Annotated in this window: 10 protein-coding genes, 1 tRNA gene and 2 pseudogenes; 6 read left to right on the top strand and 7 right to left on the bottom strand. The window is 40.9% G+C overall.

What is annotated here, in order from left to right; translation table 11 throughout:
- The first annotated feature begins 59 nt into the window (after positions 1–59).
- Positions 60–139, top strand: a tRNA-Leu gene (locus tag QWY86_RS17330).
- 731 nt (positions 140–870) lie between these two features.
- On the opposite strand, the pseudogene QWY86_RS20160 reads toward QWY86_RS17330, so the two are convergent.
- Positions 871–1,647: pseudogene (locus tag QWY86_RS20160) on the bottom strand (recombinase family protein); the annotation flags it as partial.
- The gene (locus tag QWY86_RS17335; protein WP_290243907.1) at positions 1,644–1,835 is read right to left on the bottom strand and encodes a hypothetical protein; all 192 of its coding nucleotides are present in this window, start codon (positions 1,833–1,835) and stop codon (positions 1,644–1,646) included. The pseudogene QWY86_RS20160 and the gene QWY86_RS17335, both read right to left, overlap by 4 nt.
- Before the next feature lie 270 nt (positions 1,836–2,105).
- Here QWY86_RS17335 and QWY86_RS17340 point away from each other — a divergent pair, with 270 nt between their 5' ends.
- Complete coding sequence (locus tag QWY86_RS17340; RefSeq protein ID WP_290243908.1) at positions 2,106–3,500, top strand: tyrosine-type recombinase/integrase; 1,395 nt, start codon at positions 2,106–2,108, stop codon at positions 3,498–3,500.
- On the opposite strand, the gene QWY86_RS17345 is transcribed toward QWY86_RS17340, so the two are convergent.
- Together QWY86_RS17345 and QWY86_RS17350 are read right to left on the bottom strand one after the other, a co-directional pair.
- Entirely contained in the window at positions 3,497–3,697 is a 201-nt protein-coding gene (locus tag QWY86_RS17345) for a hypothetical protein (protein ID WP_290243911.1), read from the bottom strand. The genes QWY86_RS17340 and QWY86_RS17345 overlap by 4 nt on opposite strands.
- Before the next feature lie 529 nt (positions 3,698–4,226).
- Positions 4,227–4,592, bottom strand: a complete 366-nt coding sequence (locus QWY86_RS17350) for a hypothetical protein (protein WP_290243912.1) — start codon at positions 4,590–4,592, stop codon at positions 4,227–4,229.
- Positions 4,593–4,830: 238 nt separating this feature from the next.
- Between QWY86_RS17350 and istA the strand changes: the two genes are divergently transcribed.
- The 3 genes and pseudogenes from istA (at position 4,831) to QWY86_RS17365 (ending at position 8,272) form a co-directional block, all read left to right on the top strand.
- Entirely contained in the window at positions 4,831–6,381 is a 1,551-nt protein-coding gene (gene istA / locus QWY86_RS17355) for an IS21 family transposase (protein ID WP_290243913.1), read from the top strand.
- 19 nt (positions 6,382–6,400) lie between these two features.
- Positions 6,401–7,150, top strand: a pseudogene (istB, locus tag QWY86_RS17360) (IS21-like element helper ATPase IstB).
- A 276-nt stretch (positions 7,151–7,426) separates the two neighbouring features.
- Positions 7,427–8,272 carry a PRC-barrel domain-containing protein gene (locus tag QWY86_RS17365; RefSeq protein WP_290243916.1) on the top strand — a complete coding sequence of 282 codons (846 nt, stop codon included), beginning with the start codon at positions 7,427–7,429 and terminating at the stop codon, positions 8,270–8,272.
- A 754-nt stretch (positions 8,273–9,026) separates the two neighbouring features.
- Here the strand turns inward: QWY86_RS17365 and QWY86_RS17370 are convergent.
- Positions 9,027–9,614: an FMN-dependent NADH-azoreductase gene (locus QWY86_RS17370; RefSeq protein ID WP_290243917.1), complete on the bottom strand. Its 588-nt coding sequence runs from the start codon at positions 9,612–9,614 to the stop codon at positions 9,027–9,029.
- A 117-nt stretch (positions 9,615–9,731) separates the two neighbouring features.
- Between QWY86_RS17370 and QWY86_RS17375 the strand changes: the two genes are divergently transcribed.
- Complete coding sequence (locus tag QWY86_RS17375) at positions 9,732–10,121, top strand: winged helix-turn-helix transcriptional regulator (protein ID WP_290243918.1); 390 nt, start codon at positions 9,732–9,734, stop codon at positions 10,119–10,121.
- 727 nt (positions 10,122–10,848) lie between these two features.
- Here QWY86_RS17375 and QWY86_RS17380 read toward each other — a convergent pair.
- The gene (locus tag QWY86_RS17380; protein WP_290243920.1) at positions 10,849–11,685 is read right to left on the bottom strand and encodes a phytoene/squalene synthase family protein; all 837 of its coding nucleotides are present in this window, start codon (positions 11,683–11,685) and stop codon (positions 10,849–10,851) included.
- Between the two features lie 3 nt (positions 11,686–11,688).
- Positions 11,689–12,309, bottom strand: coding sequence for a MarR family winged helix-turn-helix transcriptional regulator (locus tag QWY86_RS17385; protein WP_290243921.1), 621 nt, complete (start codon positions 12,307–12,309; stop codon positions 11,689–11,691).
- Positions 12,310–12,320 lie beyond the last annotated feature (11 nt).

Below are 12,320 nucleotides of genomic sequence, written 5' to 3' on the forward strand. Positions count from 1 at the left end.
TAAAATAATTTTGTGATTTAGCCGAGCGTTACATACATTTGCAACCCCGTCCAACACATGCCCAGCTGGCGGAATTGGTAGACGCGCTGGTCTCAAACACCTGTGGGAAACCGTGCCGGTTCGACTCCGGCGCTGGGTACTAACCGGGCTCAAGCCCAAAACCTTGAAGGGTTGCTCATTAAAAAGCAACCCTTTTTGCTTGACTTTCAATAGGTTATCATTGAAGGTTGGGTCGATATAAGCGGTTCTAAACACATCGTCACCCCATACCAGATTATCTTTGAACACCCCTCTCATGAGCGTATGCTTTTGTGTTATGTTACCTTTTTGATAGATTTCATAAAGGTTCGTTAGGTTTGGCAGAATTCGATCAATAAGCTCATCTTCGTTTCTGATTTTAGATGGTTGATTTCCTTTTAGTGAATATTCCAACATCGCCTTTTCCTCTTTGAATTTTTGAAACCAGGTTTGATAGGTCGAACTTTCTATCTCATTATTCATCAGACGCTCTTCGAGCTTGAAGATCTTTTCATTTAGCTCATGGAGTTTCTTAATCTTATTTTGATGTTGTTCCTTTTTCAATTTCAGTGGCTCTATTGATAGGGCTTTTGCTGTCTCCTTTATGAACTGAACCTGATGTGTAGAGAAGCTTAAACCTTTAAGTACAGATTCGAATGCATCATGTAGTTTGTTTCCTGCAAGATTGAAGTTTGTATGCTCAGTACAGCGATAGTACATGTAGTAATTTTTGCGGCCTTTAGTATATCCAGCGGTCATTGACTTTCCACACCAACATTTAAGAATTCCCCTCAATGGAAAATCCTCGGCAGGTTGGACTCGCGTTTTTCGCTTGCTATTCTTCAACATATTTTGCACTAACCAATATTCCGCATCTGAGATTATTGGTAGGTGAATAGATTTAACAAATTTCTCCGGTAGTTCTTGAAAAGGGGGAACCCTGATAAGTCCTGCATAAACACAATTCATTAATATCTCCTGTATCGCAGACTTGCTTGTCCTTGTGAACCCTAATGCTTTGACGTTTTTGTAAATAATGTATTGCGGAATACCAAGGATATATTCCTTGAATATCCGCTCAACGATTAAAGCTTCTCCCTGGTGAAGCTCTATTAGGTTTTTTCTCGTCCCATCAATAATATTCCTATAACCATAGGGAGCCCTTCCGAGATAGCGGCCACTTTCCTTTGCATTTCTTACCCCTTGCTTTGTGCGCTTTCTGATATTAAACAATTCCTTGTTCGCCATCATATATTCAAAAGCACGTTTAATGAATACGTCTGGATCCGAGGTGTCCAGATCAATTCTTTCATTTGTAGAAAGTACCTTTACCCCATATTTGGTTTCCAATTCACCTATTTTCATCAATGCTTCTGGGAGATTTCTACTGAATCGGTCATGGTCAAGAACGATAATGTAATTACATTGGCCTTTGTAGTTCTTTAAATAAAGCTCCAAAGCACGATAATCCGGCCGGTCGAACGTGTAGCTCGATTCCCCATTGTCCCTAAATAACCCAATTACATTTAAGCTATTACGTTTACAGTATTCCTTTATTGACGATTCTTGATATTCCAATGATTTTGATTGATCCTTACTACTCAATCTCATATAACCGATAGCGTTCATATATCCTCCCTTAAAGCTATTTCTACAATGATGTTTGCTATTAAAGTTAGTAAAATTTTCTCATCTTTGCCAATCTGTTGTAGCTGTGTTTTGACATTTTTATCCGGAGTATTGCCAAAGGTGATCGGCAATTTGTCAATCATCAGGATAGGGTTATTCCTTTTTGTTTCTCTCTTTTCCGTACTCATACTAGTTTGCCTCAATCTTAACGCTAAAATATTTTATGGTTCTATAATTCATTGGTACTACTGATAGTAATGCCGAATCAAAAGTCTTTGAGAATCAAAGACTGATGCAAAAGTTTGGAGCACACCCAGCTATAAAACCCTTAATGATGTGATAATTTCTTAGAAGCATAATTGAAATATTGTTATTATTGATACATCTAGTCAATGAATTATAATAAAAGATAGATTTGAGTTGAGAATCCGATATTCTCCACCTGTTCTTCTAAGTCATTGGAAAACAATGACTTAGAAGATTTTTTGCCTCGTAACTCTGACACAAGTCTGCCACTAGACGGCTCGGGAACCAAAAATTCACCCCGTGCGGCACGGCGAAAAAATCAAAATTCTTCTGAAGAAAATGAAAAAAACATTGGGTATTCCGAACGTAAGTTCCAGGGAAGAACTCCTCGTGGTCCTAATTTTGACCTCATGGAGATTCCTGAGTTGCCATATACTGTTCCCCGTGTCGTAAAGGGAAGAAATATAACCAGGATTCCTGTAGGAAGCACCTTGGAAAGAGAAGTGGCTAAGCAAAGTTGGTATGTGGAGTTCTTTTTTCACAATGCATCAGAGGAGCGTATGGAGCGAATCAGGGTGACCAGGAAGCTTAACCGGATTAAAGATCCACGGCAAAAACTTAAAAACTTTAACAATCTGTGTGAAGCTTACCGGATTGCACTCGAGGGCGGTTGGAATCCATTGGATGAGCAGGCAAATGCCAGGCTAAAAAAGGAGCTTATAGGCATTGATCTTAATGAAGCATTGGTTCTTTTCGAATCCTATCATAAAGCCAAAGGAACCAGGCCCAAATCAATCAGTACTTATCGTTCAACCGTAAATTCCTTTATCAAGTATCACGGAGGAAACAAAAAGGTTAGCACCATAAGTGATTTTGAAATTACGGATTTCCTGAACTTTAAGGAAAGAGAAGAGAAGTGGGCGGGAGTAACTTATAACAATTGCAGGATAGGGCTAAACAACTTTTTCAGGTATCTTAAAGTGAATAAATACATCTCTGAGAATCCGGTAACCGACTGCGAGACGCGGAAAAAAATGCCGACACAGTCTCATCAGGTTTTTACGGAACGTGATTTTAAAGTTATCATGAACTGGCTTGATAAGCATGATAAATATTGTCAGCTATTTGTACGGATGATTTATTACACCTGCATCCGCCCAAAAGAGCTTAGATTTCTTCAGTTGAAGTATATTGATCTGGAGGAAAATACGATTACAGTGCCCGGTACCGTGTCGAAGAATAAAAAATCAATCCCTGTAAACATTGATGTAAGCCTACGGGCTGAACTGGATAAACTAAAGATAGAAAAATTCGACAAAGAATATTTTCTGCTCGGTTCTGCCCAAACATTTATCTCCCGGAGTATGTGCTCTGAAAATTATGCCTATAATAGATTCAAGAAATGTTTGGAGGCAACAGGTTGGTTGGATAAAAATTATACCCTATATTCGTTCAAACACCTGTCAAACGTAAGAAAATTTCGAGCAGGATGGACACTTGCAGAAATCTGTTCGGCCAATAGGCATAGCAGTCTCTCAGAAACGGAAACTTATCTGAAAGAACTGCTGAAATTCGTTAGGTCGGATAAAGTCATTCCCGCCATTTAAATTTTCTTAGGGTTTCTTGCAGAGCTTGTCAAGATCTCTGCAAGAAACTTTTGTTTTTGATTTTTACGCTTTTTTAATTGTTCTTCTGAAAAGTGTAAACGATGGATGTCATTGACCTTTCTAGCTAGATCTGAGATAATATCTAACAGTTCTTGGTTGCGAACTTCGAGATTTGGAGACTCATCTTTATTTGTCATAATCTTTATCTTCATTTAATGATGTAAAATTATGATCCATACATAAAAATAATCTCCCTTACCCTAGGTATACCTAAAGTTTTGAAAAAGTCAATCCCTACCCTAAACGAAGATTACTTTGAACACTTAAGTGACTTTTTACAAGTGTTACAGTCTATTGGAAAAACCAGAGTAGATTGACCACGTTTCACCGGAAATAAATTTGTTATAAATAATTGGTTGCCATTTTGTTATTGAATTGGCGGAAAGGGGTCAAGTTAATTGGTTTGTCTACTTGATTGAGGAAGATGAAAATAATTCGTATAATTGAGCAAGCGCCACATCAATTTGCACAGAATTTGCATTATTTTGCTGCCGGTTCCTTAGAGTCAATCCGCGGAAGTTCGAGTCTGTATGAGCATTGCGAAGCGATTGTTAATTTTGATAAAGCATTGAAGAATAAGATTGAGGGGCAGTATAGGAAAAAGAAATTAATGTAAGTGTTTTATGGATTGGTTAAATGACAAGCTGTAGCAGGACTTCACAAATTTTAAAGTAGGGTGTATTTTTTAACAAGCAAACGACATGCAAGCTCGATAGAATTCCACCTTGTCGCAAAAGTATCTGATACAACAAACCAACCATTCCCCTCACTTTGTGAACCGTGGTTTGCACCCATACAAGAGCATTGGCATTCGTGACCTTGTGCGTTCCAACATGCAGGCGCACATTTTTCTTGTTCTCTGTATGGCTGTATGATGTAAAGCTTTCCGAACCTTGTTAATGACCTACTTACGAGGTCATTAAACCAAGCCTGTGGTAATTCCCAATGTTTTTTAGTAACAATCCATTGCGGATTGATGCGTCCATAATGTTTTAGCCAAGAACGATTTCCCTCTTTATAGGGCAATCTCATAAGTAATGGATGACCAATGCCCCTGCGATAAATCACGGGTACGCTGGTTTGGTTCCAAACTCTTTTTATTTTTTCTTGGTGGAGATTTCGCTGAAATTGACCACCCCGTTTCGGTTTAAATTGACCACCTGTTCCGCGGGAAACTGACCACCGGATTTCGGACCAATTTGACCAGTCCGAACGATCAGCAAATGCTATAGTTACAAGTCTATTTTTGGGAGATATATAATTCCCGAAGATGGCAAATACCACTATTAGCATGAGCAAGATAAGACAGATTCTCAGAATGTACAGCCAAGGGCGAAGCAAGCTTTCCATAGCGACTCAGGTCGGTGTTTCCCGCAATACAGCCAAAAGATACTTCAGTGCGTTTGATTCCAGTGGGTGTACATTTGAACAGATAAATGCACTTAATGACAAAGAACTTGAGGATTTTTTTGGAAAGAGCCGGGAACGGGCACCCGACAGCCGTCTTTTAACCTTACAACGTTGTTTTCCCGGTATTGACAAAGAACTTAAGCGCACTGGGGTGACCCGTGTAATGCTCTGGGAAGCTTATCTAAAGGAATTTCCCAATGGCTTTCACTATACGCAGTTCTGCTTCTATTATAACCAGTGGAAGTCCCGTGTGAACCCGGTGATGCACCTTGACCACAAGGCGGGCGATAAACTCTTTGTTGATTTTGCTGGACAAAAGCTCTCCATTGTTGACCGGGAAACCGGTGAGGTGATTGATGTCGAGGTGTTCGTTGCCATCCTTGGTGCCAGCCAGCTTACCTATGTTGAGGCCGTACTCACACAACAGAAAGAAGACTTTATATCTGCGTGCGAGAATACATTCCATTATATTGGTGGGGTCTCAGCGGCGATTGTTCCCGATAACCTCAAGGCGGCGGTAACAAAGAGCAACAAATACGAGCCTACGCTGAACGAGACCTTTGCCGATTTTGCTGACCACTACGGAACAACTATTCTGCCTGCACGGGCATACCGCCCAAGGGATAAGGCACTTGTTGCAGGAGCTGTTAAGATCGCCTATAGCCGGATCTATGCGCCATTAAGAAAACATGTCTTCCACTCCCTTACAGAATTGAACGCCGCGATACTTGTGGCACTTGAGGCGCACAATAGCCAGCCACTTAAGGGAAGAAACTATAGCAGGCGCCTCCAGTTCGAGGAAATTGAGCGGGAGGCACTCAATCCCTTGCCAGTACTGAAATACGAGTTCAAGAAACAGCACCACGCAACGGTGATGAAGAACGGACACGTCAATCTTGGTCCCGACAAGCATTATTACAGCGTCCCTTTTCGTTTTATCGGTAAAAAAATCAAGATACTCTATTCCAGGTCAAATGTGGAGATCTTCTATCACTATGAGCGCATAGCGATGCACAAACGGATGAAAAGTCCCTATAGTTATACCACCGATAAGGACCATATGGCCACTACCCATAAGTTCGTGACGGACTGGACACCGGACCGTTTTCTGGAGTGGGCATCCAGCATAGATGAGGATGTCAGGCTTTATATCCTTAAGATACTCGACAGAAAACAACATCCTGAGCAGGCTTATAAATCATGCGTTGGCATATTAAGCTTTGCGAAGAAGGCTGGGAACCAGCGGCTGATCAACGCCTGCAGACGAGCCCTTGGCTTTGGGATATACAGTTATAAAACCATACAGACCATACTTGAGCGCAACCTTGACCAGTATGAGGAAAGCCTGTTCGCCGATGAACTGCCAATGCCATCCCATGACAACATCCGTGGGGGCGATTACTATAAATAACCCTTAAAACCATATAAAGATGAATACGAATACACTTGACAAAATGCGAAGGCTGAAGTTCTACGGAATGTTCCATGCCTTCAAGAGCAGTATTGAAACCGGGCAGACCACAGAGTATACCGCTGATTAGCTATTGGCCCATCTCATAGAGGCCGAATGGGATGACAGGCAAAACCGAAAGATTGAGCGACAGATCCTTTATGCCAGGTTCCGTTACAAGGCATCCATAGAGGATCTGCATTATCATGTAGAAAGAAGCATTGACAGAAACCAGATTATGAGATTGGCGGACTGTACCTTCATCGACAGGTTCGAAAACCTGCTCATAACAGGAAGTACCGGGATAGGAAAAAGTTATCTTGCCTCAGCAATCGGTTATCAGGCATGTATGCTCGGTTACAGGGTTCTGTATGGAAGTACACCAAAGCTGTTCGCAAAGTTAAAGATGGCAAAGGCTGACGGATCTTATATCAAAGAGATCTCACGTATTGAAAAGCAACAGCTTCTGATACTCGACGATTTCGGGATACAGCCATTTGACTCACAAAGTAGAGCTGCACTAATGGAGATTATTGAGGACAGGCATGGTAAGACATCACTTATTATAACATCACAGCTTCCGGTAAGTAAATGGCATGAGGTAATTGGAGAAAAAACGATTGCCGATGCAATCTTGGACAGGATTGTTCACGATGCCCACAGGATAGAACTCAAAGGCGAATCAATGCGTAAAAAGAGAACCATCGTCCCTGAAAATACCTATCTGTAAAAATTACTTTTAAATCATTACTTTTGACATCATACCTATAGCATCTGCTGCAATCGTTCGCCAGCAATTCAGGTGGTCAGTTTGCCACGGAATCACATGGTCAGTTTCTCCGAAATATACAAGTTAGCGAGAGTTCATTATGCAAAATGATACAATACCGCCAATCTTCTGTTTTAATGTGTCATCTAGTTTTTGAATTGATTAATATTGTCAAAACCTTCTAAGTGAAAACCGTGTTAGATTGTAGATGTAATTTTGCGTCTAAAATCTTTTATTATGAGCACAGGAACTATAGAGTATATTAATTTAGAAGAACTAACAAATAGTAATTACGTTATTAATGATGGACAGGCGAATATTATTGGTTGGCCGGTAAGAAGTGAAGACGGAACTGATATCGGTATTGTCAGAGATTTGTTGATTGACCCAGCTCAAAATGCTGTAAGATATCTGATCATTGACCTGAGCAAAAGCCTAGTGATCGATGAAGATAAAGCGGTATTAATTCCGATTGGATACATTAGTCTTGCTGACGATGAAAAGAAAGTTATCATACCTGTTACGCATGAAAGCCAGCTGATGGCCCTTCCTCAGTATATTATTGGAGAAGTGACGCGTGATGTTGAGAGCCAGATTCGCACAGCGCTCGGAAGCCCGGCGGCCTCAAGGATAGAGGGAACCGTTATAGAGGAGCAAGATTTGTCTTTTTACCAACATCATCATTTCGATCGAGGCAATATAATCGGCACTTCAGCTAATCAGATTGCAGATTCCGGTAATGTCAAATCAATTGATCAGCGCCATAATGAAGAAGCTAAAATCCATGACCTGGTTGCTGAATCCAAGGTGAGGAATGAGGTATATCATAAACAGGGAAGTCAGCAATTAGAAAACAATTTAGGATTTACCGTTCACACTGACCACGGGTTACTGCGTGTCGAACCACTGGATAACGGTACCTACCGCATTTTTGATCGGGATGAAAAGATTGGCGTTGTCTATGCACAAACTGCAGCAGAAAATGGGTTGGCCTGGGGAACGATGGATGATTTACCAGAATCCTTGGTAAACCAGATAGGTGAAGCTATTACTACTCACAACGAACAGCATTCCAAATTTTAACCACCAAGTTAATATGAAATTAATGGGCAGTAAAGAAAACCATTGCCCATTAATTTTAGTGCAAATTTGAGACGCTCCAAACTGAAAAGGAGCCAGCCTAATATTGAAAGTTTGGCCATTTGCCTCTTTCATAACCATCTCCTCTTCGCTATGTCAAACGACAAGTAAATTCAGGACGGTACAATGTACGCAACTTGTTTGAAAGATATTGAAGCTAAAAGCTACATTTAGATTGATAAAAGGGTATCGGAAGAAAAAGAATAGACAATTACAGAAACTTGTCCACGCAATCGCAAACATGTTCGAAAAAGGTCTTGACATTCAACGGATGATCCCTGTTAAACGATTTTTGAGTATTACTGTTTTTTCTAAAGTTTAAGGGACTAATGTTTAGGTTTTTAGTGGATTGTCGAATGAGGTATGTATTGTCATGATAGCCAAGATCAAAGGCTGGCTACTTAATCAACCTTTGTTTGAAGAATACCAACCGCTGTGCTTCATTGCTAATCTCTGACTGATGATACGCGTACTCAAGATACCTGTTAGTGCTTTCTAGGAAAAGTTCAGCAAGTTAAATATTCGCTCAGCGAATGATTAACAGGATTCTTTATGGCCAAATTTATTTGGCGTAGGTTAACTGCTTGGAAAATGTTGAGCAAGCAATTGGAGCGGAGCAATTAATGGAAGTTTAATGATTTAATGGGATAAATAAAAGAAAAAGGAGAATGATCACCGTCTCTCTCCTTTAGTTTGATTAGAGCGTGATACTGTCCAGCCCTTTTTGCATGGCAGCTTCTGCCTGTCCGGGATAGGCAACACCCTCTACCCTGAAAATCTTGAGATCGGTCATACCCATAAAACCCAGTACGCTTTTCAGGTAAGTGGAAACAAAGTCGTAGATCTGATAGGGTCCGCTGGAATAAACCCCGCCCGACGCTATGGCGATATATACGGTTTTACCTGTAACAAGGCCTTCAGCGCCGGCCTCGCTGTATTTAAACGTGACACCAGCCCGGACGATGTGATCGATCCATGCTTTAAGTACTGAGGGGATACTAAAATTCCATAAGGGTGTACTTACCACTATCATATCCGCTTCCATCAGCTCCGCTATAGCTTCATCAGAATGCTGAAGGGCTGCTTTGGTCGCAGTGGTTTGTTCTGAAGCGGGTGTATAAAATGCCGCCAGTGTGGCTTCTTCCAGGTGAGGAAAGGGGCTCTGGGCCAGATTACGGACCTGAACCGCGCTACCGGGATGTGCAGCTTTGATTTGTTCAACTACCGCGTTTCCCAGCCTGGTACTGAATGATGCCTCTTCATTGGGGCTCGAAATGACTTGCAATATCTTTTGTATATACTTGTTTTTTTAACACTGCAAACGTAAATAGTTCGACTTTCAAAAAGATACTACTATCCCAAAGGATACCAGTATCGTTTGGGATAGTAGTATCTTTACTGCATGAAAACAGATCAGACCAACGGCGTTCCCAAAGAGCATCCATGTGCCCAGAATACCTGCACCGAAGGGGTCGCCGGCATCCGCGACGCTTTATATGTACTGAATGGTAAATGGAAATTACCGCTTCTGTTCGCGCTGACCGAGGGTCCGGCTCGCTTTAAGGATATCCAACGCACGCTAGGCGATATCACGCCAAAGATATTGTCGAAAGAACTGAAGGAATTGGAACTGAATCAATTTGTGATCCGCCGGGTTACCCCAACAGTTCCGGTTACTGTGACCTACGAGATTACTGATTACACTCGGTCTTTACACAGGGTTTTACATGAATTGAGGGTTTGGGGAATCAATCACCGCCAGCGCATTGTCGCCAGCCGAAAAAGCAAATGATGCTATCAATATGTCCCCGGACTGCTTTTTACGTGTGTGGGCTGGACCTCGGTTAAGCAGTTATGGAAAAAATATTTTCCTCAGCAACAGTTTTTTAGCATGTTCGCTATTGCATATTCAATAGCGAAATTATATTTGCGCCATGACTGTTACCGTATTGCCTATTTTTGAGACCGAATTCAGGCCACCGCCATCCCTGGCAAAGATTATGAATGAGCGTCTAGAGAGAATAGCAAGGGAGCTCCAAACGCAGCATTTAAAATCCCTTTATGGACGTGGATTTTCTACCGACGACCTGCTCATCTACCTTAGTTACAATCCCAACTATAAAATTCGCTATTGCATAGTCAATGAAATACCGGCAGATATCCAATATTTCGTAGGCGAATTATGTAGCCGTTTAGGCTTTATATTATGGAAAAGGGTATTAGTCGAAGTATAGCATATTTTTTTGCCCAAAAAATACAAAGACTTCATATATATCCACAACACCCTTACTTATTTATAAACTATGAAGTAAGTACAAAGGTTGTAACCTCCAAAACTATGATACAAATTTTGAAGCATTAAATATGTTGGTGTAGCTTTATTTCTTTTGAACCACCGTCTCTAATACAAATGATACATCAGGATAATCGATAAAATTAAGCCTTTTGCAGCAGAAGCTGATTTTCGTTGGTCGGGTTGCTTTTCATTTGCCGATTTCTTAATTAAATTTCTTGTGAAACTAAATGCTTCCACATGTTAAGCGAAATGTAGAGCCCACCATGAGTGAGATTTTATGGCCATTAGAAATCCTGATCCGTTCGCCCATAATTTGTTCGGCAGTTTTTTTCTGGATTTTATTGAAGAGTTTTTTATAATAGGTATAGGCCAGATACACGCCTTTTTTCGCAGAGGGTGGCAATTGTTTGATTCCTCCCAATGCTTCTTTGAATTCTTTAATAATCTCTGCCTCGATAGCAAGTTTTTCACTTGCGGAAAAGCTGGACAAATTAACGCCTGGAAAATAATTCCTGCCGAGCAGATTAAAATCATCCTTAACGTCTCTGAGGAAATTCACTTTCTGGAATGCAGAGCCAAGTTTTCTGGCTGGTTCCTTTAATTTTTCATAGGCATTTTTGTTCCCTCCGACAAAAACAGAAAGGCACATCAAACCAACTACTTCTGCAGATCCGAGAATATACTGCTCGTAGCGCTCATTGTTAAAGGTCTCTTTATTTAGATCCATTTCCATGCTCTGCAGAAAAAGGTCTATCAGTTCAAGATTGATATTGAAATGGTTTACTACCTTTTGGAATGCATTGAGAATGGGATTTAAGCTGATGCGTTCCGCAATGGCTTCATTGCAGTCTCTTTTGAATTTCAAAAGCAACGTCGCCTTATCAAATTCGTGGAAGCTGTCTACAATCTCATCCGCTAACCTTACAAAGCCATAAATTGCATGTATCGGATCTTGATGGGTTTTATCCAAAAAGCGTATGCCCAGGGAGAAACTTGTACTGTAATTTCTGGTTACGATCCGGCTACACTGCATCGAAACACTGTCATAAATACTTTTCATAGCTTACTTATTGGTTACCTTTTTAAAATTTTCCTCATAATGAAAAGCCTCTAGTTTACGGAGCAGGCTAATCAGTTGCACCTTTTCTCGCTGGGATAGTGGTTGTGTAACGTTTGCGGATGCAGTGCGAATGTTATCCATACTTTTACTAAGCGCCAGCTTTCCTTTATCGGTAATTGCAATAACTACCGCTCGTTTATCTGTTCTGGAGAATTCCTGAGCAACTAGCGCTTTATCCAATAATCTTTTAATTATTAATATTCCGGCTGGCTTGTCATGAATATTCTCTCTAATGAGTGCAGTCTTACTCATCGGACCGCCAGCGCTCAGACAAATCAGATATATGAACTCATCCGGAGTGGAGAATATGCTTCCAGCTATCGCAATTTTCGCATGTATTTTTGCATAGCGATATAAATGGACAAGACCAGTATTGATAACGCTGTCAGCCGACCGACCATCCACTTTTCCCTGCCATTCAGGCTCGTCTTCATCGCTGAGGTGATTTTTTATTGGCTGGATGTCCAACCATTTAAGGAAGTTGCCTAAATCATCTTTAGGGCTTGTACTACCGCTTTCATACGAATTTATCAGGGGTAGAAGTGCTCTTAATATATTATACATTATCAATTTTT

The sequence above is a fragment of the Pedobacter aquatilis genome (assembly GCF_030409415.1).
GTDB lineage: Bacteria > Bacteroidota > Bacteroidia > Sphingobacteriales > Sphingobacteriaceae > Pedobacter > Pedobacter aquatilis.